The 25,835-nt window shown below is 39.6% G+C and carries 23 protein-coding genes; 12 read left to right on the top strand and 11 right to left on the bottom strand.

Annotated elements, in window-relative coordinates; all coding sequences use genetic code 11:
* Position 1 precedes the first annotated feature (1 nt).
* The 4 genes from ACHWSC_RS03665 to ACHWSC_RS03650 form a co-directional block, all read right to left on the bottom strand.
* Positions 2–1,051, bottom strand: a complete 1,050-nt coding sequence (locus ACHWSC_RS03665; protein ID WP_153844430.1) for a UDP-glucose--hexose-1-phosphate uridylyltransferase — start codon at positions 1,049–1,051, stop codon at positions 2–4.
* A gap of 68 nt (positions 1,052–1,119) precedes the next feature.
* A complete protein-coding gene (locus ACHWSC_RS03660) occupies positions 1,120–2,394 on the bottom strand; it encodes a metallophosphoesterase (RefSeq protein WP_394675901.1) in 1,275 nt (424 codons plus the stop codon).
* 12 nt (positions 2,395–2,406) lie between these two features.
* Positions 2,407–3,441 carry a ferrochelatase gene (gene hemH / locus ACHWSC_RS03655; RefSeq protein WP_088163255.1) on the bottom strand — a complete coding sequence of 345 codons (1,035 nt, stop codon included), beginning with the start codon at positions 3,439–3,441 and terminating at the stop codon, positions 2,407–2,409.
* Between the two features lie 81 nt (positions 3,442–3,522).
* Complete coding sequence (locus tag ACHWSC_RS03650) at positions 3,523–4,371, bottom strand: 4-hydroxy-3-methylbut-2-enyl diphosphate reductase (RefSeq protein WP_088163256.1); 849 nt, start codon at positions 4,369–4,371, stop codon at positions 3,523–3,525.
* Positions 4,372–4,650: 279 nt separating this feature from the next.
* Between ACHWSC_RS03650 and ACHWSC_RS03645 the strand changes: the two genes are divergently transcribed.
* Complete coding sequence (locus ACHWSC_RS03645) at positions 4,651–5,070, top strand: nucleoside-diphosphate kinase (protein ID WP_075994543.1); 420 nt, start codon at positions 4,651–4,653, stop codon at positions 5,068–5,070.
* 134 nt (positions 5,071–5,204) lie between these two features.
* Here ACHWSC_RS03645 and ybeY read toward each other — a convergent pair whose 3' ends face one another.
* Positions 5,205–5,633, bottom strand: coding sequence for an rRNA maturation RNase YbeY (gene ybeY / locus ACHWSC_RS03640; RefSeq protein ID WP_182982288.1), 429 nt, complete (start codon positions 5,631–5,633; stop codon positions 5,205–5,207).
* A gap of 48 nt (positions 5,634–5,681) precedes the next feature.
* Positions 5,682–6,095: a Holliday junction resolvase RuvX gene (gene ruvX / locus ACHWSC_RS03635; RefSeq protein ID WP_070561409.1), complete on the bottom strand. Its 414-nt coding sequence runs from the start codon at positions 6,093–6,095 to the stop codon at positions 5,682–5,684.
* Between the two features lie 308 nt (positions 6,096–6,403).
* On the opposite strand from ruvX, the gene def reads away from it, so the two are divergent.
* A complete protein-coding gene (def, locus tag ACHWSC_RS03630) occupies positions 6,404–7,630 on the top strand; it encodes a peptide deformylase (protein WP_394675811.1) in 1,227 nt (408 codons plus the stop codon).
* Positions 7,631–7,753: 123 nt separating this feature from the next.
* Here the strand turns inward: def and ACHWSC_RS03625 are convergent, their stop codons facing one another.
* The gene (locus ACHWSC_RS03625) at positions 7,754–8,743 is read right to left on the bottom strand and encodes an aspartate-semialdehyde dehydrogenase (RefSeq protein WP_088163260.1); all 990 of its coding nucleotides are present in this window, start codon (positions 8,741–8,743) and stop codon (positions 7,754–7,756) included.
* A 577-nt stretch (positions 8,744–9,320) separates the two neighbouring features.
* Here ACHWSC_RS03625 and ACHWSC_RS03620 point away from each other — a divergent pair.
* From ACHWSC_RS03620 to ACHWSC_RS03575, 10 genes are all read left to right on the top strand, one after another.
* On the top strand, positions 9,321–10,268 hold the full coding sequence (locus ACHWSC_RS03620; RefSeq protein WP_120335159.1) for an NAD-dependent epimerase/dehydratase family protein: 948 nt from the start codon (positions 9,321–9,323) through the stop codon (positions 10,266–10,268).
* Positions 10,269–10,270: 2 nt separating this feature from the next.
* Positions 10,271–10,996, top strand: coding sequence for a YebC/PmpR family DNA-binding transcriptional regulator (locus tag ACHWSC_RS03615; RefSeq protein ID WP_075994546.1), 726 nt, complete (start codon positions 10,271–10,273; stop codon positions 10,994–10,996).
* Positions 10,997–11,115: 119 nt separating this feature from the next.
* Positions 11,116–12,267, top strand: a complete 1,152-nt coding sequence (locus ACHWSC_RS03610; RefSeq protein WP_394675810.1) for a hypothetical protein — start codon at positions 11,116–11,118, stop codon at positions 12,265–12,267.
* Between the two features lie 64 nt (positions 12,268–12,331).
* Positions 12,332–13,075, top strand: coding sequence for a DeoR/GlpR family DNA-binding transcription regulator (locus tag ACHWSC_RS03605; RefSeq protein ID WP_046673148.1), 744 nt, complete (start codon positions 12,332–12,334; stop codon positions 13,073–13,075).
* 23 nt (positions 13,076–13,098) lie between these two features.
* Positions 13,099–14,559, top strand: a complete 1,461-nt coding sequence (locus ACHWSC_RS03600) for a lipopolysaccharide biosynthesis protein (protein WP_394675809.1) — start codon at positions 13,099–13,101, stop codon at positions 14,557–14,559.
* Positions 14,560–15,432, top strand: coding sequence for a glycosyltransferase family 2 protein (locus ACHWSC_RS03595; RefSeq protein WP_394675808.1), 873 nt, complete (start codon positions 14,560–14,562; stop codon positions 15,430–15,432).
* Positions 15,433–15,435: 3 nt separating this feature from the next.
* Positions 15,436–16,350, top strand: a complete 915-nt coding sequence (locus tag ACHWSC_RS03590) for a sugar transferase (RefSeq protein ID WP_394675807.1) — start codon at positions 15,436–15,438, stop codon at positions 16,348–16,350.
* A 5-nt stretch (positions 16,351–16,355) separates the two neighbouring features.
* Positions 16,356–17,111 carry a glycosyltransferase family 2 protein gene (locus ACHWSC_RS03585; RefSeq protein WP_394675806.1) on the top strand — a complete coding sequence of 252 codons (756 nt, stop codon included), beginning with the start codon at positions 16,356–16,358 and terminating at the stop codon, positions 17,109–17,111.
* Complete coding sequence (locus tag ACHWSC_RS03580) at positions 17,111–17,326, top strand: DUF3820 family protein (RefSeq protein ID WP_046673143.1); 216 nt, start codon at positions 17,111–17,113, stop codon at positions 17,324–17,326. The genes ACHWSC_RS03585 and ACHWSC_RS03580 overlap by 1 nt, the downstream gene beginning before the upstream one ends.
* A 95-nt stretch (positions 17,327–17,421) precedes the next feature.
* Positions 17,422–18,408, top strand: coding sequence for a rhodanese-related sulfurtransferase (locus ACHWSC_RS03575; RefSeq protein ID WP_394675805.1), 987 nt, complete (start codon positions 17,422–17,424; stop codon positions 18,406–18,408).
* Between the two features lie 127 nt (positions 18,409–18,535).
* Here ACHWSC_RS03575 and ACHWSC_RS03570 read toward each other — a convergent pair whose 3' ends face one another.
* The 4 genes from ACHWSC_RS03570 to ACHWSC_RS03555 form a co-directional block, all read right to left on the bottom strand.
* Positions 18,536–19,231 (bottom strand): DUF937 domain-containing protein, encoded by a 696-nt coding sequence (locus ACHWSC_RS03570; RefSeq protein WP_394675804.1) that lies wholly within the window; start codon positions 19,229–19,231, stop codon positions 18,536–18,538.
* Between the two features lie 124 nt (positions 19,232–19,355).
* Complete coding sequence (locus tag ACHWSC_RS03565) at positions 19,356–20,846, bottom strand: DUF5689 domain-containing protein (protein WP_394675803.1); 1,491 nt, start codon at positions 20,844–20,846, stop codon at positions 19,356–19,358.
* 64 nt (positions 20,847–20,910) lie between these two features.
* The gene (locus ACHWSC_RS03560; protein WP_394675802.1) at positions 20,911–22,449 is read right to left on the bottom strand and encodes a SusD/RagB family nutrient-binding outer membrane lipoprotein; all 1,539 of its coding nucleotides are present in this window, start codon (positions 22,447–22,449) and stop codon (positions 20,911–20,913) included.
* A gap of 11 nt (positions 22,450–22,460) precedes the next feature.
* On the bottom strand, positions 22,461–25,727 hold the full coding sequence (locus tag ACHWSC_RS03555; RefSeq protein WP_394675801.1) for a SusC/RagA family TonB-linked outer membrane protein: 3,267 nt from the start codon (positions 25,725–25,727) through the stop codon (positions 22,461–22,463).
* Positions 25,728–25,835: the final 108 nt, after the last annotated feature.

Here is a 25,835-nt window from a genome sequence, read left to right as displayed (position 1 = left end):
CTTATTTAGCTTTATAATGTACTGTCGAACAATTTCGCAACTGTTCTGCGGCAACTTCCGGTGTGATATCACGTTGTGGATTTGCTAGCATCTCATAACCTACCATAAACTTTTTAACGGTAGCAGAACGTAACAGTGGTGGATAGAAGTGCATATGCCAATGCCACTCTGGGTGATCACCATCATTTACCGGGGCCTGATGCATTCCTGCAGAATAGGGGAAGGATGTTTTGAAGAGATTGTCATAACGCGTTGTCAGTAACTTGAGGATAGCGGCAAAATCCGTCTTTTCCTTCTCGTCAAACCCGGCAATGTTCTGGATAGATCGTTTGCTGACAATCATCGTTTCGTAAGGCCATGCGGCCCAAAAAGGAACTAGAGAAACAAAAGAATCATTTTCGTCAATAATGCGCTCCTCTTTTCTCAACTCCGCTTTAACATAGTCTGACAGGATTGTACGTTGATATTTATTGAAATATTGCTGTTGCTGAACGCATTCTTTTTGGATTTCTACTGGCAAATGATTTTGTGACCAGATCTGTCCATGGGGATGTGGATTACTACAGCCCATGATCGCACCTTTATTTTCGAAAATCTGAATGTATTTGATCCAGTCAACCTTGGACAGTTCAACAAATTCCTTCTGCCAAAGATCAATCACTGATTTGATTGCGGCCTGATCCATTTCGGGTAGTGTAAGATCGTGGCGTGGAGTGAATGCAATTACCTTACAGATCCCTCTTTCGGTCTCTGCGACAAATAATTCATCTTCATTAAATTCTTGCTGGCTTGTATCTTTTAATAAAGCAGAGAAATCGTTCACGAAGACAAAACTTTCTTTATAATCTGGATTGATATCACCGTCTGCTCGTTTATTTGTCGGACACAAATAGCATTGTGGATCATATTCGGGTCTATTATCCCCGGGAAGATCCTCCACTTGCCCTTGCCATGGTCTTTTACTACGATGCGGAGACACAAGTACTTTTTCCCCGGTAAGAATATTAACACGTGTGTGGGGAGAGTCCCCAAAGTTTAAAGTTGATTGCATGTTTTGTATAACTGGTGTACAGAATACACAATTATAGCTATATTAACTCAAAAGTCAAAGGGGATTTTTTAGGCTTTAAACTTTGGGTCTTGCGCTTTTAGCAATTCGAATATGGTAATTTCAGGCAGAATTCCAACGCGTCCTGGATAACCCAAAAAACCATAGCCGACATTCACATATAATCGTTTGTTCTGTTGTTCACGATATAGCCCTGCCCATTCCTTATAGATATATTGTACTGGACTCCATTGCAACATCTCGGATCTTACGCCAAATTGCATACCGTGTGTATGTCCGGCAAACATCACATCCACGTCAGTATCCAATACCTGAGCCCGCCAATGCGACGGGTCGTGAGATAACAGCAACTTAACAGGCTGCTCTTCGGTACCCATTAACGCTTTCTTGATATCACCATGTTTCGGAAAACGGCCTGTCCCCCAATTCTGAACCCCGACAATACAAAGCTCTTCACCGTCAACCTTAATCTTACGATTTTCATCCATTAACAGATCCCAGCCCATGATTTTATGAACATCAATCACATCCTTGAGGTTCTTGCGTTTTGCAGGAGAATCTTCTTTACCATAATAATAGTCACCATAGTCGTGGTTACCTAATGTAGAAAACACACCTAAATCAGATTTCACACGAGCAAAAATATCTTGATAGCCGCGCATTTCAGAAGCTTGGGCATTCACAATATCACCGGTAAAAAAAGTCACATCAGCTTTTTCCTTTAAAAGCATATCAATACCACCGTTGACAGCTTTTTTATTGTAGAAAGATCCCGAGTGCACATCTGAAATCTGCGCGATGGTCATTCCATGGAATGCTTTAGGCAAATTTGGCAAATACAACGGTACTCTCCTTACACGATAGTCATAGGCTCCTGAAATAATACCCCAGCTCAATGGTATCAAGGGTGAGGCACCAACTAAAATACCAGCTTTGGTCAAAAACTCGGATCGGCTAATCCCTTTCACCGGATTCTCCGGTAAAGGGTCTCCGGCATCTTCAACTAAATCCTCAATAGATCTCTTTTTTGTAAATAGCCGTTTTAACCACACACCACCGCGTCGGATATCATCAATCAACAAAATCAAAAAGAAAAATATCTTTGATGCGGCAGTCAGAAAAAAGGCGACTAAAATAACCGACCGTACGATTAAAGGAATACTATATTGTGCTGAGATAAAAACTCCCAATAGCAGTAAAACAGAATAAGACCACCAGAGGATGGAAAATACTCTTGTTTTGGGAAATTTGATCTTCGTTGCGCGGAGGGCAAAGAAAATATAAAAATCCAATATGAGTAATACACACGCGTTTACGAACAACATCATTTACCTATTTTAGTTTTTGGCATTGAGTGCCAATTGTTTTAAAGACTCGATCCATTTGGGATCATCATTAAGACTTTCTACCAAACAAACCTCTTCTCCACCTAAGTGCTTAAATTCATTAGCATATTCCACGCCAATTTCATCAATGGTCTCGATACAATCCGCTACAAAAGCAGGACTGAAAATTAATAACTTCTTATAACCTTTCGCGGCAAGGTCGTGCAACAAATCCGAGGTATACGGCTGTATCCAGGGCTCTTTACCTAACCGGGATTGAAAGCAAAGCGAATATTGTTCTTTTTTTAAACCAAGCTTTGCAGCTATCGTCCGTGTAGTTGCATAACATTGCGAGAGATAGCAGTATGAATTGGCTGTCGTTTTACAGGAATCACAGCCTGCTTCGGGACATTTAAGTTGACCTGTCGGATCCACTTTGCCTAGCTGCCGCACAGGAAGGCCATGATAACTAAAAACAAAATGGTCAAAGCTTTCCAAATCGTGCCTGCGGGCATGATCTGCATAAGTTTCTGCCATCAAATCGTCAGTACAGAAATTGCTTACGAAACTGATTTCCGGTAGATAATTCCATTTGCGGATTAGCTCCATGACACGATCAATAACCGAGCCCGATGTTGCTGAAGCGTACTGTGGAAATAAAGGGATTACGCGAATGGACTCCAAAAATAGACCTTCCATATTTTTCAATGCAGCCTCAATCGATGGGTTTTGGTAACGCATCGCTAATTCGACATGGTATTCTTCCCCCAATGCTTCTTGAAGCAGATCACGTTGCAAAATACTGTAATGCATCAAAGGTGATCCCGTTTCTTTATCCCAGATCGTTTCGTATACTTTTGCAGATTTGGGAGCACGGGTACGTGCAATGATTCCCTTTACCAATAAGGTTCGTTGAAAATAAGGAATATCAATGACGCGTGGATCCATTAAGAACTCCGTTAAATACTTTTTTACATCTGGAGTAGTGGGACTATCAGGTGTACCCAATTGTACTAAAAGAATACCTTTTTTGCCTTTATTGCTCATAGCTTACAAAGCTACGCAAAAAAGAATGCACTCGGGATCTAAACCGCGGAATTATGAAATATCTGTGACGGGTAATTGTGCTTATAATGCTTCTAAACTTGCTTTTACGTCTTTCATCAACCACATTGGCGTAGAAGTAGCGCCACAGATACCAATACGATCGTTTTCAGCAAAGACCGAAGCATCTAATTCTGCTGGATCAGAAATAAAATAACTAGCGGGATTGGCGTTTTGACAAACTTCAAACAGCACCTTTCCATTGGAGGATTTCTTGCCCGATACAAAGACGATTTTATCGTATTGTCTGGCAAAAGCGCCAAGATCTTCGTATCGATTGGAAACTTGTCGACAGATGGTATCATTGGCCTTTACTTCATACCCGCGCTTGATCAGTTCATCTTTGATCGCATAAAATTTATCTACACTTTTTGTTGTTTGGCTATATAGCGTAAATGAGGCGGGCAATTCGACCTGATCCAATTCGGTAATATCCTGAAAAACTAAGGCTTCATTATTTGTCTGCCCCTGCAAACCGATCACTTCAGCATGTCCATGCTTACCAAAGATTAGAATTTTCTCCTCTTGATCGAACGATGTTTTTATACGGTTCTGCAGTTTGAGCACCACTGGACAAGAAGCATCTATCAAGGTTATGTTGTTTTCCAAAGCAACACGATAAGTCTCTGGGGCTTCACCGTGGGCACGGATCAATACCTTTTCATTGCTTAACGTTGGCAGAGCGGCATGATCGATAATACGTAAGCCTTTTGCTTTCAATCGAGCAACTTCCTCATCATTATGAACAATATCTCCCAAACAATAAAGATATCCCTCTTCTTCCAAGATCTCCTCCGCCATATCAATAGCGTATACCACTCCAAAGCAAAAGCCTGAATCTTTATCGATGTCTACTGTTAGATTTAATGCCATAATATCACAAAGTTACATATTCGTATTGAACTTAGATCAATTGTTTTTTTACTTTTCTATAAACGGCCGGATACAAAGTCTTGTTACATATCTAGAAAAAACAGCTGATTAGGAGCATGCGAAACGTCTATTTCAATATAAATATATTTTCGAGGCGTATAAGATTTAGCGATAAGGGTTGCATCAGCCAGTTGGCTTATCAATAATTGTGTCTATATGAAGCGTAATGATATTGCATATGAAAAGCAATTTATCTAATTTTGCAAAAAAATTAAAATAATGGCAACTAACAGAACTTTTACGATGATCAAACCTGACGCAGTAGCGAACGGTCACATCGGTGCAATCTTAAACGATATCATTGCTGGTGGTTTTAAAATCATTGCAATGAAATACATCCAACTTTCTCAAGAGACAGCTGGTGCATTCTATGCAGTACACAAAGAGCGTCCTTTCTATGGTGAGTTGGTAAAATTTATGACTTCAGGTCCTATCGTTGCTGCAATCTTGGAAAAAGATAATGCTGTTGAAGATTTCCGTACATTGATCGGCGCGACTAATCCCGCTGATGCAGCTGAAGGTACAATCCGTAACAAATATGCTAAATCTATTGACGCAAACGCTATCCATGGATCGGATTCAGATGAGAATGCTGCTATCGAAGGAAACTTCTTCTTCTCTCAATTTGAAAGATTCTAGTCGTTAGAAACAACATAAAAAAAGCGCTTTACAAATTGTAAAGCGCTTTTTTTATGCGACCTCTCCCCCAAGTAAAATATACCCCCTATCGGTTCACCGAACCGCCGGCCCTAACGACAGCACGAAGGAGTATGTTAAAAGTTTCTTTGACCTAGATATTCATCCTCCTTGGCGGTCATCTTGGCTTTATCTGCCGGCTTTTTATCCGGATAGCCGCACAGGTGCATTACACCATGAATGATAACCCGATGAAGCTCGTCACGCACATCAACCTTAAATTTCTCAGCATTCTCCTGAATACGTTCCACGCTGATAAAAATATCACCAGCAATGGTGTCATCATATTCGGAAGAATCAAAGGTAACGATATCAGTATAGGTATCGTGATTTAAATACTGCTTATTGATTTCTAGTAAGTAAGCATCCGAGCAAAGGATAAAGCTCAATTCGCCCACACGTTTAAATCCTTCGGATTTGATGGCATCAGCAATCCATTGACGAATCTTTCCCTTTTCTTTTAATTTGAAATCCGTATCCTCGGTAAAAAATAATATGCTCTTCATCCTTCTATTTTTTATTCATTTTTGTTTGACTTATCAGTCGTTGTGTATCTAAAAATTACGGCTATCCATATAGCTTTGCAAAATGATCGTTGCAGACACGGTATCAATCAGTCCTTTTTGTTGACGGTCCTTCTTTTTTTTTCCACTTTGTGCAATCGCTGCAGAAGCCATTTTAGAAGTAAAACGCTCATCTATTTCGGCGACAGCAATCGTGGGGTAAGTTTTCTTCAGTTTCCGAATAAAACCGACAACATGCTGTGCGGATTCAGAGTCTGTCCCATCCAGCTGCCGTGGCTTGCCTACAACAAAGGTTTCCACCTGTTCTGTCTGTAAATAATCAGCTAAGTATGTCCAGATATCCTGCGGATGTACTGTCGTCAATGCTGTAGCGATAATTTGCATTGGATCGGTCACCGCAACCCCTATTCGTTTTGTACCGTAATCAAAGGCCATCAATCTCATGGATATATATTTTTCACAAAAATACAAAGTAGTACTGAGTATTACACAGGAAGATTTAATATTTCAATTGGACTCCGCTTTCTAACACATTCTCTTCTCGTTTTTGATCTTTTAACCAAAAAAAACTATAACTTTGATAGACTATTTCACAACGACAAGCCAACTTGCTTTTTGAGGCAATAGATCACCGAATTCGATCTGATCATAGCGGGCCAATAGAATTGCCCTATAGGCACACTGATCAAGGCAACACCAAAGGCGATGCAGCATTTGGCTGTGCGAAATCGGAAGAATAAATATTTAAACAAATGAAAAAAACACTTATTGCCAGTTTCCTTTTGGTCTTATGCTTAAATACGCATGCTCAAAGTAAATATGAGCAACAAATTACGGCTCTTCGTGAAAAAAAAGCCACTGAATTGGCGAAAGAACAATATGGTCCATTGAAATCAGATCAAGTAGCGTTTTTGGATTACTTTCCTATAGATGCGGGGTATAAAGTCAACGCCAAAATTGAAGTTTTGTTTAACGAACCGGTATTCCGGATGCCAACCTACGATGGCACAAGCAACGAGTACAAACGTTACGCCATCATAACCTTTACTCTTCATGGAAAAGAACATACGTTGAATGTCTACCAGAGTGTCGCATTATTTCAAAATCCTGCATACAAAAACCATTTATTTTTACCATTTTTAGATTTAACAAATGGTCAGGAAAGCTATAGTGGGGGCAGGTATATTGATTTATCTACAGACGACATTAAAGGAAACAATGTTGAGATAGACTTTAACAAAGCCTATAATCCGTATTGCGCTTATAGCAATGGCTACCGTTGCCCAGTCCCACCAGTTGAGAACAATTTAGAAACAAAAATTATGACCGGAGAAAAAGCATTTCATAAGTCAAAGAATGAAAGACCAGTCAACCTTAATGCAGGACAGGAGTTCAGTGCTACCGACAAGAAAATCATTTTATCAGGAGATGAAAATGCAATTCTTCGCGTATTGCAAACAACAGACGATAAAGATCTGAAAGTTTTAAAAGCTACAAGCAGTGATGTCAAATACAACGACCCATTGATTGAGTCACTTTCCAAAAGAATGTTCGCAACTGTACGTGATCCCAATCACCCCGGTGTAGGCATCGCAGCGCCACAAATCGGTATAAATAAAAATCTAATCTGGGTACAGCGATTTGACAAACCAGATCAACCATTTGAATTTTATGTAAATCCTAAAATTCTATGGCGCTCCAAACTGAAACGTAAAGGCGCCGAAGGCTGTCTTTCTATCCCTAATCGTAAAGAGGATGTATTACGGAGTTATGCTATCCGCTTACAATACATCAATAAAGAAGGTAAAGTTATCGAAGAAAATATCGAGGGTTTTACTGCGGTTATTTTTCAGCACGAAACGGATCATCTTTTTGGCATTCTATTTCCAGATCGGCTGGAAGAGCAAAGCAAAGAAGCCTATGCGCCGTTGAATGACAAGATAGAATTTTCTATCCAACCCACAACGTTGACACCATGATTTCTAGCCCCTGTATAAAGGGTCAAATCATAAGTGTATAAATTGTGATTTGATGATAGGACAAAAAGAGCCCCCATGAACGAATTCGTGGGGGCTCAATATTTATTATGGAATCTACTTGAGTTAGATCAATCCTTTTTCGGCCAATAACTCCGCTACCTGAACTGCATTTGTTGCAGCGCCTTTACGTAAGTTATCTGCTACTACCCACATGTTAAGGGTATTTGGTTGAGATTCATCACGACGGATACGTCCTACAAAAACCTCATCTCTGCCGTGCGCATCCTTTGGCATTGGATATTGTAGTGACGCAGGGTCATCAACAACAATACAGCCACTTTGCGCCGCTAAAGCTGCACGTACATCATTCAAATCAAAGTCATTTTCAAATTCAATATTCAATGATTCAGAGTGTCCTCCCATAACCGGAATACGCACTGTCGTTGCAGTTACTTTAATAGAGTCATCACGCATGATTTTATTTGTTTCCAAAATCATCTTCATTTCCTCTTTCGTGTATCCATTTTCTTGGAAAACATCAATATGCGGAATAACGTTCAAATCAATCTGATAAGGATAAGCTTTTTCACCATCTTTTCCAGCACGCTCATCCATTAACTGGTTAACGGCCTTAACACCAGTACCTGTTACAGATTGGTAGGTAGAAACTACAACCCGTTTGATTTTATATTTATCATGTAATGGCTTTAAAGCCACCACCATTTGTATGGTTGAACAATTCGGGTTTGCAATAATTTTGTCTTCAGCAGATAACACATCGCCATTTACTTCTGGAACAACCAACTTTTTCGTTGGGTCCATACGCCATGCCGAAGAATTGTCGATCACTGTAATTCCAGCTTCAGCAAATTTAGGTGCGAATTCTTTAGAGGTATCACCACCAGCAGAAAATAACGCAACATCAGGTTTCAAAGCAATAGCCTCAGATGGTGTAACCACCTTATACTTCTTTCCCTTGAATTCAATTTCCTTACCCTTACTACGCTCTGAAGCTACTGGAATTAATTCTGTTACTGGGAAATTTCGCGCCGCCAACACGGTTAGCATCTCAGTACCTACAAGGCCTGTTGCGCCGACTACTGCCACTTTCATTTTTGTCTGTGTTTAAATTGTGTATATAAAATTGTTATTTGATTTTGTTTTTAGTTGATTCTCGAAGAATGAATTCTTCAAATTTAAAAAATATTCCCTAATTCCACTATTAAAATAATAAAATATTACTCCCTCTGCTAAAAATATCATAACATTAAGAATTTTTCCTCCATAATTGCTAAAAAAGGAATCCGTGCATCCCATAACTATTGCTAAAAATCAGGATTAAAAGTAATTCAAAAAAAATAAAAATTTTCGCTGCTTATTCAAAAAAAAAGAACAAACGATTGAAACAGTTTAAAATCTCATAAAAACAGTCCCAAGAGTCTAAAAATTAGCATTTTTTCCCTACTTCCTAAAAGGCCACAAAGTTGATAGATACTGAAAAGCCTTTATATTTGCATCATAAACCGCCATGGTTGAAATTTCATTTTTCATTACATGATGAAACGTAAATTATGTCAGGCTAGATCCTATTATATCGATAGGAAGAAACGAGCGAAGCGATTCATTTATATTCTTGAGTATAGATCCTCAATATAGTGAAAGCGGGAGCTTCATAAAATAAAACTTACAAATGAAAGAAAGCATTATTATCATTGGTGCAAATGGCCAGATCGGCACAGAATTAGCTATTGCCTTGCGCAAAAAATTTGGTGCAGAGAATGTTGTAACCACTGACATTAGAGAACCGCAGATTAAAAGCCCTGACGAGAATTTCGAAATCGCTAATGTTCTTGACAAAAGTGGACTCGAGACATTATTTCAGAAATACAAACCTACTCAAGTCTATCTACTAGCTGCCATGCTTTCGGCTACAGGTGAGAAATACCCTGAAAAGGCTTGGGAACTGAATATGAATGGTTTATTGAATGTTCTTGATCTAGCCGTGAACTATAAAGTCTCCAAGATATTCTGGCCAAGCTCAATCGCTGTTTTTGGGCCACACTCTCCGAAAACAAATACCGAACAATATTGCGTAATGGATCCCAACACGATTTATGGCATCAGCAAACTTGCAGGTGAGCGTCTCATCGAATGGTATCAAGAACACCGTGGCCTGGATATTCGTAGTGTCCGTTATCCGGGTATCATTTCCTGGAAAACTGAACCAGGAGGTGGAACGACAGATTATGCAGTCGATATTTTTTATGAAGCATTGAAAACCGGGACATACGCCTGTTTCTTATCTGAAAACACAGCATTACCCATGTTATATATGGAGGATGCCATCCGTGGTACACTCGAATTAATGGATGCACCGAAAGAAAGCTTAAGCATTCGCCACAGTTATAACCTTGGTGGTATTACATTTACTCCAAAAGAACTTGCACAAGAAATTAAAAAAATTCTTCCTAATTTTGCAATCTCTTACATCGAGAACGATCCAAGACAACAGATTGCTGATTCATGGCCTGCTAGTCTAGATGATTCTTATGCAAGAAAAGACTGGAACTGGACGCCGGAATTTGACATCCAGAAGATGACAGTCGACATGATTGAAAATCTTAAAAACAAAATATAACAATGGGAAGAGCTTTCGAATTCAGAAAAGAGCGGAAATTCAAACGCTGGGCCAAAATGGCCGTTCAATTTACACGTTTAGGTAAAGAAATCGCCATGGCGGTTAAAGAAAGCGGCCCTCACCCTGAAACTAACTCGAGACTTCGTACAGCAATACACAATGCCAAGGCAGTAAATATGCCCAAGGATCGTATCGAAGCCGCAATCAAACGTGCTTCAGAAAAAGATTCAAAAGGTTACGAAGAGTATGTATACGAAGGCTATGGCCCGCATGGTGTACCTGTTTTAATTGAAACTGCAACAGATAACACCAACCGCACCGTAGGAAACATCCGTAGCTATTTTACAAAAGCAGGTGGTTCATTGGGGAAAACAGGATCGTTGGATTTTATTTTCAATCGTAAATCCATTTTCCGTTTTGCTGCAACAGACGAACTGGACCTAGAAGAGCTTGAATTAGAGTTGATCGATGGAGGCTTGGAAGAATTGTATGTAGAAGCTGATGAAGAAGGCAATGATATTGCTGTCGTTCAAACTTCCTTCGAAGACTTTGGTAACATGCAAAAATTACTTGAAGAAAAGGGAATTGAAGTAACATCTGCGAAATTGGAACGTATCGCTTTATCGCATTCAGATATTACAGAAGAACAAGCTGCTGATGTGTTGAAGATGATCGATAAAATCGAAGAAGATGACGATGTTCAAGCAGTTTACCATAACATGGCTTAAGCTATTGAACCTATAAAACAATAAAAAAGAGCGCTAGTCGCTCTTTTTTAATTTAGGCCTCCCAGCTGCGTCAGAAAAATTACTACATTTGTAATAGACTATATTAAACTCATAACAGGATGACTTTTGAAGAATTTTTCATAAAAAAGAAAATTGATTTAAAAGCTTTACAAGCTGCAGATGGACCTTTATTTGAAGAGTTCAAAGCACATTATTCTGCTATGGGGGAAAAGAGTTTTGACCACAGTAAAAAGTTTTGGTTCAACAAGCTCCGAAAAAGTTTCCATCTAGCAGAGGAGGAAACTGTTATTGCAAAACCTATTGTAAAGCAGGTTATCGCTGATACAGCATCCGAGACCTCCAGTATTCATACTGCAAAACCAGCAGGCTTTAAACCGCGATTCAAGGCACCACCTATAGCCGGAGAAGATGAAGTCAAGGAAACATCCAAAAAGGAAATAACTGATTCAGCTGGATCCACTCCTGATTCAATACCGACAGGCTTCAAACCGAGGTTCAAAGCAGGAATCACCAAAGCTCCTGATGCAGCGGCAAGCACATCTGCATCCGAAGAAACGACCGACGAGGCAATAACATCCGCTCCAAAACCCACAGGCTTCAAACCAAGGTTCAAAGCTGGAGTTACCAAAACGGAAACTTCTGAACAGGCACAGCTACATGATACGAAAGACGAAATTAAGTTAGATACCAACGTAAAGGCTGAACCTGAAAACAACAGCACAGAAACACAGGAACCCGCTGCCAGTAAACCGACAGGATTCAAACCGAGATTCAAAGCTGGGGTAACCAAAGCTCCTGACGCAGCTGCAAGCACATCTGTATCCGAAGAAACGACCGACGAGACAACAAACTCCGCTCCAAAACCGACAGGCTTCAAACCAAGGTTCAAAGCCGGAGTTACCAAAACGGAAACTTCTGAACAGGCACAGCTGCCAGATACGAAAGACGAAATTAAGTTAGATAACAGCGTAAAAGCTGAACCTGAAAACAGCAGCACAGAAACACAGGAATCCGCTGCCAGTAAACCCACAGGCTTCAAACCGAGGTTCAAAGCTGGAGTAACCAAAATGGAAACGTCTGAACAGACACAGCTGCCCGATACGAAAGACGAAATTAAGCTAGATAACAGCGTAAAGGCCGAACCTGAAAACAGCAGCACAGAAACACAGGAACCAGCTGCCAGTAAACCTATGGGCTTCAAACCGAGGTTCAAAGCTGGCATAACAAAAATTGACAAAAAGGAAGAATAATTTTCACTACATTTAGACTGATTTTTTTAATTATTTTTAAATTCCGATTAAAAACCAAAGACCAATGTTAAAGGAAGAAAGACAAGCATTCATTATACATCAGATTAACCTACATAACAAAGTTTTATCGTCAGATCTAAGTGTTCAACTGAATGTGTCTGAAGATACAATTAGACGTGACTTAAACGAACTCGCCGAGAATGGAAAAGTTCTAAAAGTCTATGGTGGGGCATTATCAAAATCTTTTCAATTCCCTTTTCAGGATGGAAACGTATATGCCAAGGAGGCAAAAAAAGAAATTGCCAAGAAAGCAAGCACTTTAATCTCCAATGGAATGACTGTTTTAGTCGGAGGCGGGACAACCTTAATTGAATTAGCGAGAACAATACCCGATCATCTTCAGTGTACATTTTTCACTATAAGTCCGTTAGTTGCACTGGAATTGGCTGAAAAGCCAAATCTTGAAGTCATTTTAGTTGGCGGAAAACTTTCACGCAATACAAACATTGTTTCCGGAGCCCAAGTCGCTAATGAATTGGCAGATCTTAAAGTCGATCTTTGTTTGTTGGGAACAAATTCTCTTTCAGTAGAAGATGGGGTGACCGATTCAGACTGGGAGGTGGTACAAATCAAACGTGCGATGATTAAATGCTCAAAAAAAGTGGCTATTTTAAGTATTGCTGAGAAACTAAATTCAGTTCAAAAAATGAAAGTTGTGCCGTTACGTGATATTTCTTATTTGATTACCGATGTCAATCCAACTGATGTTTCCCTAAAAGAATTTGCGAATACAATTGCAATACTTTAATATTGCCGCTCATTTAATTTAGCATGTCATCGCAAACGAAAAATGACTCTTTAAAATCAAAAACAACAAAAGGACTGCTATGGGGTGGTATGGCCAGTATCATCCAGCAGTTTTTGGGCTTCGGCTTCGGCATCCTACTAAACCGTAAGCTAACAGCAGAAGATTATGGTTTAGTAGCTATGATCACCATCTTTTCTGTTCTCGCCTCTGCTTTTCAAGAAAGTGGATTTGTGTATGGAATTGTCAATAAAAAAGAAGTCGAACATAAAGATTATAACGCGGTATTCTGGACAAGTGTAGGAATTGGAACATTTATTTATATTGTTTTATTTTTTGCGGCTCCGTTTATCGCCTTATACTATAATCAACCAGTACTTGTAGAACTTAGTAGATTTACCTTTTTATCCTTTTGGCTAGGTAGCTTTGGTATTGCGCACAATGCTTACCTCTTCCGCAATTTAAAAATCAAAGAAAGAGTCATCACAGGCACCTTTGCGCTTATTGCATCAAATATAGTCGGGGTTTATTTAGCCTATAAGGACTACGCCTATTGGGCATACGCGATCCAAATTGTCTCCTATAGTGGTTTCAATATGCTCGGATTCTGGTATTTTTCCAAATTCAGGCCTACTTTCCAGTTCGATTTCCGACCTATTCGCGACATTTTAGGATTTAGCAGTAAAATACTAGTCACCAATATTTTCATCAACATCAACAAAAATATATATGCCGCGATCTTAGGCCGGCATTATACCGCTGAAGAACTGGGATATACCGTGAATCCTAATCGTTGGAGCATCATGGCCCAAAATATATTGACCAACATGGTCAATAATGTGACACAGCCCATTTTAAAGGAAATAGAAGATGATAAGGATAGACAAGTTCGGGTTTTTCGAAAACTAATTTCCTTTACAGCCTTTTTAGCCTTTCCGATATTATTTGGTTTAACAACTGTAGCACAAGATTTCATTACTATTGCGATCACCGATAAATGGGCACAAAGTGCCATATTTCTTCAAATATTTTGTATTGGCGCCGCATTTGATTCTGTAAGCAATGTTTTTTCCAACCTCATCATTAGCAAGGGAAAACCTGAAGTTTATATGCGGAATATCATCGTGTTTGGTCTGCTCCAAATCGCTATTCTATTCTTCGGCAAATCATTAGGTCTTGAACTGCTCATTGGATTAACCTCGGCATTAAATGCCCTCTGGATATTCGTTTGGTATGCTTCCGCTAAACCTTATATGAATTATTCATTTCGTTATCTTCTGGCAGATATTTTTGCTTATGCATTATTGGCAGCTGCCAGTTGTATTACAGCTCATTATGCCACCGCATCTATCGCCAACCTCTATCTTCGGTTTGCAAGTACAATTGGAGTGGCCGTATGCGCATATATCATTATCAATAGAATCTTTAAACCCAGCATTTTGTTGGAATTATTCAACTATTTCCTAACAGTTATCCGAAAAAAATAGATGGCCAGGATTCTCACCATAATCGTCTCTTATAATTTTGAGCCTTGGATCCACAAGTGCTTACCCAGTCTATTGGATTCGAGCTACCCTACAGATATTTTAGTTGTTGACAACAATTCGGGAGACAATACCGCACAGATCATAAAAGAAACGTATCCGACAATAAGACTAATAGAAAGTTCCGAAAATCTGGGTTTTGGAAAGGCCAACAACATCGGACTTGACATTGTTTTGAAGGAAGAATATGATTATGCATTTTTGGTCAACCAGGATGCCTGGCTGGATCGGGACTGTATTGCCAACCTAGTGAAAGTAAACGCAGACAATATCGGAATTATCTCGCCTATTCACTACGATGGAACCGAAACAACACTAGACCATGGTTTTGCTGTATATACAAAAAATGCTACTATCGAAAATTCGCATCGCATTTGCTCTTTCGTCAACGCAGCATTTTGGTTTATCCCTAATCCGGTGATCAGAAAAGTCGGTGGTTTCGCGCCGATCTTTTTCCATTATGGAGAAGATAAGGATTATGCCAATCGCATCAAGTACTACGGATTAAACATCATTCTCGCCGACAGAGCCAAGGCCTATCACGATAGACAACAGCGTAAAACAGACCGAAAAGCCTTTCTGAAAAGCGAATTTGTCTATCATTTGACAGAGTATTGCAATATCAATTATACCTTTGTAAGATCTTTTTCGATGGCCATATTGGCGAGTCTGAAGAAAATGGGAGCTTCAATTTTTAAAGGTCATATTTTTGAAGCAAAAAGCTACTTAAACATTGCTTTTAGATTGCTGGGCAAATCGGGAGCAGTTTATCGTACTCGTCTAAGCAACAAAAAAGCATACAACAAAATCTATTGATAAATGAACAGTATTGCTCCAGTCATACTTTTTGTGTACAATCGTCCTGATCATACAATAAGAACACTCTCAGCTTTAGAACAGAACAAGCTTGCAGACCAGACTACGCTTTACATTTATTCGGATGCTGCAAAAAACGAAAAATCTGTTCAAGCTGTTACTGAAGTCCGAAAGATTATCAACCAGTCCTGGAACTTTAAAGAAGTTATTATTGTCGAACGAGCAGAAAATTGGGGTTTGGCAGCCAATGTGATCGACGGAGTTACAAAAGTGGTTAATGCACATGGAAAGATTATTGTTTTGGAGGACGATCTGGAAACTGCTGTATTTGCCCTAGATTATTTCAATCAAGCACTGGAGCGCTATAAAGATCAAAATCAGGTCATGGAGATCAGCGGTTATAGTTATCCACTAAAAGATTTAAATAAACTGCCTGAGACCTTCTTTTTTCGGGTCGCCAATAGTTGGGGCTGGGCAACCTGGGACCGCGCCTGGCAACATTTCAATCCGAATATTGATGAACTTGTATCGGATTTTACGGCCGAGCAGATACATCAATTCAGTATCGAGGGAAAAGAAAACTTCTGGAAACAAGTGCAGGAATTTAAGGCCGGAAAGATCAACTCTTGGGCGATACGCTGGTATGCTTCTGTATTCAAAAAAAATGGGTTAGTTTTGTATCCAAGGAATTCGATGACACAGAATATTGGCAACGACGGTTCGGGTACACATACAGCTGCGGAAGCAACTTATCGGGTTACACTAGCAGAAAGCCCTGTACAGTATTTTCCGATGGAAATTTCAGAAAACAAGCAAGCTTATGAGGCCATCAAGTATTTCTACGCACATCGGAAAGGATCTTTATTCAACCGTGGCATCCGATTCCTGAAGAAAAAAATGAATAAATTCAATACATAAAAAACATGTCTGCTCATCCTAAATTTTCGATTATAACTGTCGTTTACAACAATGTGCGTGACATAGAATACACCCTGAAATCTGTTGTCAATCAGAGCTATGATCATATAGAGTATATTGTTATTGATGGACAATCAACTGATGGGACATTGGAGATCATCCAAAAATACAGGGATAAAATCACCGTTCTACTCTCCGAAAAGGATAAGGGGATCTATGATGCAATGAATAAGGGATTAGCATTAGCAACAGGTGATTATGTTCTTTTTCTAAATTCGGGAGATGAGATCTATGATCTCAACAGCATTGAGAATCTTGCCAAACTGAGCGATGATGCCGATATTCTTTACGGCGAAACTATCCTCGTAGACGATAACCGGAATATTATCGGTGAACGGAGGCATAAAGTTCCGGCTCATTTCGACTGGAAAAGCTTTCGATATGGTATGAATATATGCCATCAGGCCATCTATATCAAACGGGAAATTGCCGAGCCATACGATCTCAATTATAAATTATGTGCTGATATTGACTGGGTTATTCGTTGTGCCAAAAAGGCTAAAAAAACAATCAATGCACAGCAATATGTAGCCCGGTATCTTGTGGGCGGGATGTCAAAACAAAGACATAAGGAATCCTTGAAAGAGCGCTTTGCTATTTTCAAGCACTACTATGGGACCATTCCCAATTTATTCAATCATGGCATCATCGCACTAAAAGCTATTTGGTACCGTCTTAATTATGGAAAACCCCAAGACTAATGTTAAATCCTGAAATTTTAACCGAGCTTGTTACAGTAAAGATGCCCTTTGGTAAATATCAGGGCTACACTTTATGTAACCTTCCTGAACCCTATCTTGTATGGTATAACCAAAAAGGCTTTCCAAAGGGAAAGCTAGGCCAGCAGTTAGCGACACTCTATGAAATAAAGCTTAATGGCTTGGAATACCTGCTCGAACCTTTAAAGAAAAGGTGACGAAGGTCATTTTATTCCACTTATTATTTTTTGTAGCTTTGCACTAAATTTATTTTTAGCATTAAACGCCGTTTGCAGCGGTATCAATGAATATCATGACACAATATCAAACTTTGCTGTACTATTGTTACAGCCCTATCGAGGATGCCGAAAAATTTGCATCAGATCACTTAGAATTTTGTAAATCTCTGGACTTAGTTGGCCGTATCATTGTCGCTGATGAGGGTCTTAATGGAACTGTTTCAGGTACTGTAGAGGCCTGTAAAAGCTATATGGATGCCATCTATGCCGATGGTCGTTTCAACAAAACAGAGTTCAAAATTGACGCTGTAGATGAACCGTCATTCATTAAAATGCATTGTCGCTATAAAGCCGAAATTGTTCACTCCGGTTTGCGTGATCCAAAAGAAATTGATCCAAACCGTCAAACCGGTGTTCACCTTGAACCGAAAGATTTCTTAGCCATGAAGGACCAAAAGGATGTGGTTGTATTGGATGTACGTTCAAATTACGAGCACAATGTTGGTCATTTTAAAAATGCTGTTACCTTAGATATTGACAATTTCCGCGAGTTCCCTGAGAAAATCAAAGAGCTTGAACAATATAAAGGAAAAAAAATATTGACATACTGCACAGGGGGTATCAAATGTGAGAAGGCATCTGCTCTTTTGTTAAAAGAAGGCTTCGAGGATGTTTATCAATTACATGGCGGAATTATCAAATACGGGAAGGAAGCTGGTGGCGAAGATTTCGAAGGCCAATGCTACGTTTTTGACAATCGTGTTACAGTTGATGTAAACTCTGTCAACCCTTCCGTGGTATCGACCTGTTTTAATTGCGGTAAGCAAACCACTAAAATGATCAACTGTGCCAACCCGACTTGTAATGAACATTTCACACAATGTGATGAGTGCGGCTGGGAGATGGATGGATGCTGTTCGGCAGCATGTAAAGAAAATCCCAATAAACGTGAATATGACGGAACAGGATATTATGTCAAGGTACCTCAACCCGTCAATATTGACAAAATCAGCAAAAGAAAACATAAAAATTTCCCACCGAAAGTATCGGTCGAAGATTAATACGAATTGGACAAAAAGAATGAGGTCGGAAGAGTAGAACTTCCGACCTCATTCTTTTAAGATCTGCGTCATCTTAGCTTAATCCCGTACTAGCTTTTTATCAGGACAAATAATAGCTTAACATAGCTTACTTCCCAAACATACCGGCTATCGAATCAAGAATATTTCCCTTCGCCTGTCCATCGTTATTTTTATCAAAAAAACTACCTGCCAATCCACCAAGCATGTCCGTAATGCTACCTCCCGCTGCTGGCTGCTCTGTTGTTTGGGGCTGTTCTTCTTGGTCACCGCCTAAAAAAGAGCCCAAAATACCGCCCAACATACCACCACCAGCATTTTGTGATGTTCCGCCACCTAGTACAGAACCGATTAGGTCACCAATCCCCCCGCCACTCGAAGCCTGCTTTTGTTGTCCTAGATACCCCATTACGATTGGAGCAAGTGTGGCCAATACTCCGGTGACCTGAGAAGAACTCAAGCCTGCTTTATCCGCAATATTCTGTGTCACGACTTCGGTATTTTGGCCAAACATATGGTTGACAATTTTATTGCCATCTTCAGCTCCATTCTGCTCCGCTCCTCCCTGTCCGAATAGATCACCAATTTTATCGAGTATCCCGCTATTGCTATGCTGATCAATAGCATTGTCAATATTTTCTGCCTGGCCTTTGTTTTTCGCATTGTAGTTCAATGCTGCAATCATCAAAGGAACTGCCGCCGCTACTATCCATTTTGCTTTAGATTCACTGACACCAGTAATTTTTGAAATAGTCTCTATCGCTTTAGAGCCTACTCCACCTGTAACTAAATCTGTTAAGTTCATAAGTCTTCGTTTATAGTTATATAATGAAGATAACAAAAATATGTTTTAGCTCTACCAATATTTAGCTAACTGCATGCCATCTATATCATAAATAAAGGGGCCGTAGCCCCTTTATTTATATCGTTTATTGTTCAATTTTCGTTGACAATTCATTTTCGATTTCACTCAGCGTCGAAGCCTTGGTCATCTCTATATTATTCTGGGATCGTGCAGATGTCCATCTCGCTAATGACGTATTATATACCCCTCCCAAACTCACAAAATAACCCACATCAGCTGTATTATATTTTAGAAAGATATTATTGGTTCCCCCCATAAAAAAAGGTTGGGACTTTAAAGATAGTGGATCGATAACATCGTAAAAATCATTATTTGTAATACGGTAACCTTTCGTTCCATCCGTCAATGCACCGCCCCCTGAGATATACATAACATCTACCGGTTTTGTTGCTTCCGTCACGGTTGTGGTATTAAATACGGCGATACCAAATGCGTTACCACTATTCGCCATAAGTCCACCGGTTTTGGTTCCTATACCATCAAAACCATCTTTTGCAACGTAATCATAATTTACGACCCATTTTGCATTAGAAATATCTGTTGAGCTTGAGCCATTGATCAATTTATATTTTCCACCTACATAGAAATACTGTCCCTTTGTAACAGTTCCAGAAGTAATATTCAGCTTATAGGTCCGCATTCCTCCGGTTGCCCAACCTTTTGCAGGAACACCTGTCGGCGTAGATGCATTGGCATTATTACTGACAATGACAGCATAGGGTGTCTTCGAGAAGTCAATATCTTCAATTGCCAGAAGCTGAATATATTCATAATTCCCATCCCCACCTTTTACGTCGCTGGCAAAACCTGAAATAGCCGCAGGGGTGTGTTCAATCACCGAACTCAGCTCCTGAATATCCGATTCTTTACGTAACACCTCATAAGGAATGAGTTTACCTTCAGTATCCTGTTTACTAAAGATCACGCCAAAATAATTCGCCAAAACACTTAAATTTCTCTTGGCAAATTTCGCGGATGACTTAGTCTCCAAATTTAAATTACCAAACCCATCATTCAGGGTTTTCTGCCCTTCTAGAATATCTCCGGCTGCAGGCAATGGGTTAAAACCGCCCTTTACGATCGCAACCAACGTACTTTCATATTTATCTGGATTTGCCAAAATATCTTTTGCTGTTACACGATTATTGGGGATTGGCTTATCCGAAGCGATTTTTACAATATCTGACTCAGAAACGTTTTTCAGTTGAAGAATACCATTTTCTCTGGTTAGTTCGCTACCAACAATATTGATTTCCAACGAATCACCTATCACGTAATTTTCAGCAGCCTTCCCCAAGGATATTGTTATACCACGCAGCTGCCGCAAGCGCCTACGATCTTGAATTACTAAATATCCGTCCGGAAAGTTTCCCTCCCGATGATCGGAAACAACAACACCAGCAATTGTTGTAGATCCATCCAAATTATCTTGATTGATTTGTATAGGCTGTCCTTTATAAATGTTCCTGAGGTCAAAAATACCGATATACGAACTAACTACCCCACCCGGATAATTTCCGTCTTTGCTACAAGAGCCGAGAGCTAGCGCGCTCATGAATCCTGTTATTATGTAAAAAATATATTTTTTCATTATCTACGCGTTAAAATTATAAAAGCCATTATCGTCTCTGCCACCATACTTTCGTATTAATCTCATCAGCACCTTGCTGTGCGATAGCTAGCTTATAGTTTGTCGGATTTGCCGATTGAACATAAATAGGATACTTCAAGCGGGCAGGCATCTCCCCACCATTTTTTAAGCCAGTTCCCTTTGGCAACAAAGGATAGCCTGTCCTCCGAAATTCAAACCATTGCTGGCAGTCTACAAATAGTAGCGCATAATACTTTTGTAGATGAATCATTTCCATCTTTTTCTCAAAACCGTAGCTTTCGTCCCAATTTATATCGCCATTATTTAAATAATCCTCGATAGATTCGGTATAAGTCGGAAGCCAAGTCGTAATACCTTTCATAACACCGTCTTTGTAAAGATCGCCCGCCTTATCCGTATAGAATCCTTTCAATGCGAGTTCCGCTTTGATAAACTGCAATTCTGCACAATTCATAATCATTCCTGTCAACGGCTCATTCATCATTGTCTTTACGGGAAGGTTATTCACCGTTTGATCGTACGAATAGAAATAGGACTGACGTTCCCAACCCTCACCAGCAGCATAACCACTTGGAATACCGACAAAATTTCCACTCACCGGTGCAATTCCCAAACGATTCACACCGTTTGAACCGTATGTAGGAATGTTAATCCGTGGATCATTCCAAGCAACCAGATGATCAATAAAATAATTTGCTAAAGATGCCTGGCGAAAGTCCTGTGCTCTAACATCCATGAATGGAGAAATCAAGGGTGACATACCCGTCCAGCGCAGAATAGCCGAATCATCATTACTTGACATAAGGGGATAAGAAGATGCATTATCAACTAGAATGTCATTAATTTTTGAACGAACAAATGTAGCAACTGCCGGATCTGATTGTCCAGAAGCCCTGAGTAATAACCGTAAAAATAACGAATTTCCAAACTTGCGCCATTTGCTAACATTTCCATTGTAAATGGGATCATATTCTCCTTTGATTGCCGTATTTTTTGACAACAACACATTGGCGGAATCTAATTTATTAAAGAAATCTAAATAAATTTCCTTTTGCGTATCGAACTTAGGTTCTAAGATGTCTTCGCCCAATCCTCTTAAGGATTCCGAGTAAGGAATATCGCCATAAGTATCGGTCAAAATAGAAAATCCCCAAGTCTGCATAATTAAAGATATCCCACGGTAGGATGCATTGTCGTTGATCCCACCATCCGCTAATTTGTAAATTTCTTTCACATTTTTCAGTTCTGGATAGATTGAATTCCAAGGACCATCAGAAACTGTATTACGTATATCATAACGGAATATGCGGTACTCACCATCACTTATACTGACCGTTATCTGCATCAACTCATTGTTTAATGAGCGATTACGAGACATATTAGATGCAACGAGATCCCTAAATGCAGGCTGCATTAATTGATATGGATAAGCGTTCACACTGTTATTTGGGTTTGTATTAATGTCTTCGAAATTTTTATCGCACGATTGCAAAAACATTGCAAGGGCGATTAGGATCATGCCTATGAAATTGAAAGATTGTTTCATTGTCTATAATATTAAAAGCCTACAACTAAGTTAAAACCGTAAGTTCTCGTAGAAGGGAATTGAGCAATTTCAAATCCTTTGACAATATCTGTCCCCGACAACGTACCAAATTCCGGATCAAAGTTCGGCCAGTTTGACCAAATCACAAGATTTCTTCCATAAACACCAACTGAGGCTTTTTGTAATTTCAAGCGATTAACAAAAGCTTTTGAAAAGGAGTAATCAAATCGAGCTTCCCTAAACTTGATAAAGTTTGTAGAAAAAGTACTTCCTTCCGCATTATCCTGCCCGTAATGAGAGCGGTAATATTCATCCACATTGGTTGCAATGACATCATTCTTACGATAAGTACCGTCCGGATTTTGCACGACACCATTTCCGATAATTCCACTATAACGTCCCGGTAGGGTATTTTTTGTTTTTCCTTGTTCGGCCAATTTATAATGCGTCAAGGAATGGGCAACCCCACCAAATTGTGCATCAAACAATAAATTTAGTCGGAAACCTTTATATCTAAATTCATTACCTAAACTTACTTTTCCTTTAGGAATCGTATTCCCTAAGTAAACCACATCATCGGTCAACAAAGCTACACCGCTTTTACTATCATAAATAATTTGTCCATCTGGAGATCTTTTATAACCAATACCATATAAATCGCCCATTGACCCACCTACTTTTGCCACTAACTGACCACCTGCTACAGGTCCTGTCTGAAGAATCATAGCCGAGTCTGCCAAGGACATAATTTTATTCTGATTCATAGAGAATGTCGCGAATACTTTCCAATTAAACCCATCTTTAATTTTAATTGGAGTACCATCCATGGCCAATTCTATCCCTTTATTTCTAACCTCCCCTGCATTGACAACTTTCTGCCTACCACCGGTAGAAGCATCAATAGTCCTTTTCAATTGTTGATCCCGTGTATTACTCTGATAAACAGCAACATCAAAACCAAATCTATCCTTAAACATACGCACCTCTGTACCAAATTCGATGGATTGTGTACGTAACGGTTGTAAGTAAGGATTTACAATCAATGTTGGAACCTGTAGCCCGCCAGGATATTGGCCACCTGCATTTTCATAAGAAAAATCAATTATATAGGGATCATTGCCACCACTTCCCACACCAGAAATCGAGCCCCGCAGTTTCGCATAATTAATAGCCTTTGGCAATTTCCATAATTCTGAAGCGATTAAACTTGCATTTAAGGATGGGTAAGTAAAATATTTTTTCTTATCTGGTGCCATTGCAGACGCCAATGTACTTGCCCAGTCAATACGATAAGTCCCGTCTAAATATAAAAAGTTCTTATAAGCTGCGGTAAAAAGTCCATAGACACCATTTCTTTGCACTTGACTTTTATAAGGTAAGTTAAGAATAGGTCCTTTTGCATTGGCCATAACATAAACTCCTGGATAAGTGAGAGAGTCTGCACGCATTTCATCTTTATGATAACGATTATCATTTGTACTACCACCAACTGTTCCAGACACTTTCCAATCTTTGTTTATCTCATTTTCATATTTTAATAAGAAATCCAAATTGGTTTCCCGCGATGAAATGGACTGGGTTCGGTAACTACCATAGGGCATTTTCGCCCCCGCATCGTAAGGCCTTTTTTGTTCTCTATTCTCATAAGCCATGTCCAAAGAACTTCGCAACATCAAATTCCAATGTTTATTAAACTGATAACTGGCTTGAACGTTACCCGTTACACCCTGGCGATCAGTACCATTGATAAACTCTCGAGATATAGCATACGGATTTTCAGGATAGGAAGAAAATGGATACTTGATTTTCTGTCCCTCTGCCCCTTGTACCCAATAATCCTTCAACCAATTCATATCCGCATTTGGCTGCCAGAAAATAAACCAATACATCAAAGATTGGTTTCCATATCCAGCTCCCGGCAGATTGTCAGACCATTTATTCGTATAATTTACCTTCGCATTGATCTGAAGCTTATCACTTACTTTTGAATTCACCGACAACGCTACAGTGTTCCTTTTATAACCCGTATTTGGAACGATCCAAGTATTATTTACATTGGTCGCTGAAAACCGGGCCGATGTTTTATCTGTTCCACCATCTATACTCACCGAATTAGTAAATGTTTTTCCGACATCAAAAAAAGACTTCAAGTTATTATACGGACGCCAAAGCGTCCGTTCCGTTCCGACTTTTTGCGTAACTGGATCGTATTGGTAGAAATATTGACCATCAAATTTCGGCCCATAGGAGGAACTTGTCCCCGAAGTGCTTGTACCATCTTCTGTTGTACCATAAGAATAATAATCAGCACCATCCAATCCCTGTCCATATTCGTACTGTAAATCGGGCATACGGTTAATGGCTTCAAGCGAAGTATTGGAATTTACTGTAACCCCGATACCTTTTTTACCTTTTGCACCAGACTTAGTTGTGATCATAATAGCCCCATTTGCACCACGTTGTCCATACAAGGCCGCAGCACTGGCACCTTTTAGCACCGTTATATTTTCTATGTCCTCCGGATTGAGATCATCTATACCCGACCCGTAGTCGGCAGGCATATTATCGGATCCTGTACCATAAGCACTTTCGCCCGAATTTGCCGTCTTACGTCCGCTTCCTTCATTTACAACGACACCATCGACAACGATCAATGCGCCAGGGTCGCCATTCAAATTCGTCTCACCCCTTAAAATAATTTTGGTAGACCCTGTAGGACCAGCATTTGAACGCATCAGATTCAATCCAGCCACTTTTCCCGACAATGCATCACTCCAGTTATTGGAAAGTGCATCAGTCAATTGTTCGCCTTTCACGACTGTTGTCGCATACCCTAATTCTCTCTCTTGTCTTTTAATCCCCAATGCAGTGACCACAACCTCATCAAGTGCTTCAGATGTTGGATTTAACCCAATATGAACATTGCCTTGAGCGGCCTCATAAGTACGCGTTTGAGCCTCGTAACCGATCATCTGAAAACGGATTTTCCCTCCGACTTCTATATCTACCTCAAAATTACCATTCCGATCCGTAGAACCCTTCGTCACTCCACCTGAAAGTATCGATACTGAAGCCAGTGGCTCCTTAGTTTTATTATCAACAACTTTTCCTTTGATTTTAATCTTCCCTTGATTAAAATAATGAAAAACGCCGTGGCCCTGTTCTAACGGAACCGCTGCCCCAGCTACATCCATATTGCAGGCAATTGCTAATGCCGCAAATAGCACTTTCGAGGAGGAGTGCCTCAGATTAATTTGGATAGGGTTAATACTAAACATAGTTATTGGTGTAAATTGTTAATTTTCAATTTGGCACAAAAATATATCCCTAACAAAAAGTTTGCTTTAACTTAATGTTTTCTTTTTGTTAACAATTATTTCGAATAG

It is taken from the genome of uncultured Sphingobacterium sp. (assembly GCF_964277905.1).
GTDB classification, from domain to species: Bacteria; Bacteroidota; Bacteroidia; order Sphingobacteriales; family Sphingobacteriaceae; genus Sphingobacterium; species Sphingobacterium siyangense.
This window is presented reverse-complemented; position numbering and strand designations above follow the sequence as displayed.

Excerpts from the sequence above, each read along its gene's own strand:
- ACHWSC_RS03665 (WP_153844430.1), bottom strand. The coding sequence starts at position 1,051 with ATGCAATCAACTTTAAACTTTGGGGACTCTCCCCACACACGTGTTAAT.
- ACHWSC_RS03660 (WP_394675901.1), bottom strand. The coding sequence starts at position 2,394 with ATGTTGTTCGTAAACGCGTGTGTATTACTCATATTGGATTTTTATATT.
- hemH (WP_088163255.1), bottom strand. The coding sequence starts at position 3,441 with ATGAGCAATAAAGGCAAAAAAGGTATTCTTTTAGTACAATTGGGTACA.
- ACHWSC_RS03650 (WP_088163256.1), bottom strand. The coding sequence starts at position 4,371 with ATGGCATTAAATCTAACAGTAGACATCGATAAAGATTCAGGCTTTTGC.
- ACHWSC_RS03645 (WP_075994543.1), top strand. The coding sequence starts at position 4,651 with ATGGCAACTAACAGAACTTTTACGATGATCAAACCTGACGCAGTAGCG.
- ybeY (WP_182982288.1), bottom strand. The coding sequence starts at position 5,633 with ATGAAGAGCATATTATTTTTTACCGAGGATACGGATTTCAAATTAAAA.
- ruvX (WP_070561409.1), bottom strand. The coding sequence starts at position 6,095 with ATGAGATTGATGGCCTTTGATTACGGTACAAAACGAATAGGGGTTGCG.
- def (WP_394675811.1), top strand. The coding sequence starts at position 6,404 with ATGAAAAAAACACTTATTGCCAGTTTCCTTTTGGTCTTATGCTTAAAT.
- ACHWSC_RS03625 (WP_088163260.1), bottom strand. The coding sequence starts at position 8,743 with ATGAAAGTGGCAGTAGTCGGCGCAACAGGCCTTGTAGGTACTGAGATG.
- ACHWSC_RS03620 (WP_120335159.1), top strand. The coding sequence starts at position 9,321 with ATGAAAGAAAGCATTATTATCATTGGTGCAAATGGCCAGATCGGCACA.
- ACHWSC_RS03615 (WP_075994546.1), top strand. The coding sequence starts at position 10,271 with ATGGGAAGAGCTTTCGAATTCAGAAAAGAGCGGAAATTCAAACGCTGG.
- ACHWSC_RS03610 (WP_394675810.1), top strand. The coding sequence starts at position 11,116 with ATGACTTTTGAAGAATTTTTCATAAAAAAGAAAATTGATTTAAAAGCT.
- ACHWSC_RS03605 (WP_046673148.1), top strand. The coding sequence starts at position 12,332 with ATGTTAAAGGAAGAAAGACAAGCATTCATTATACATCAGATTAACCTA.
- ACHWSC_RS03600 (WP_394675809.1), top strand. The coding sequence starts at position 13,099 with ATGTCATCGCAAACGAAAAATGACTCTTTAAAATCAAAAACAACAAAA.
- ACHWSC_RS03595 (WP_394675808.1), top strand. The coding sequence starts at position 14,560 with ATGGCCAGGATTCTCACCATAATCGTCTCTTATAATTTTGAGCCTTGG.
- ACHWSC_RS03590 (WP_394675807.1), top strand. The coding sequence starts at position 15,436 with ATGAACAGTATTGCTCCAGTCATACTTTTTGTGTACAATCGTCCTGAT.
- ACHWSC_RS03585 (WP_394675806.1), top strand. The coding sequence starts at position 16,356 with ATGTCTGCTCATCCTAAATTTTCGATTATAACTGTCGTTTACAACAAT.
- ACHWSC_RS03580 (WP_046673143.1), top strand. The coding sequence starts at position 17,111 with ATGTTAAATCCTGAAATTTTAACCGAGCTTGTTACAGTAAAGATGCCC.
- ACHWSC_RS03575 (WP_394675805.1), top strand. The coding sequence starts at position 17,422 with ATGACACAATATCAAACTTTGCTGTACTATTGTTACAGCCCTATCGAG.
- ACHWSC_RS03570 (WP_394675804.1), bottom strand. The coding sequence starts at position 19,231 with ATGAACTTAACAGATTTAGTTACAGGTGGAGTAGGCTCTAAAGCGATA.
- ACHWSC_RS03565 (WP_394675803.1), bottom strand. The coding sequence starts at position 20,846 with ATGAGCGCGCTAGCTCTCGGCTCTTGTAGCAAAGACGGAAATTATCCG.
- ACHWSC_RS03560 (WP_394675802.1), bottom strand. The coding sequence starts at position 22,449 with ATGAAACAATCTTTCAATTTCATAGGCATGATCCTAATCGCCCTTGCA.
- ACHWSC_RS03555 (WP_394675801.1), bottom strand. The coding sequence starts at position 25,727 with ATGTTTAGTATTAACCCTATCCAAATTAATCTGAGGCACTCCTCCTCG.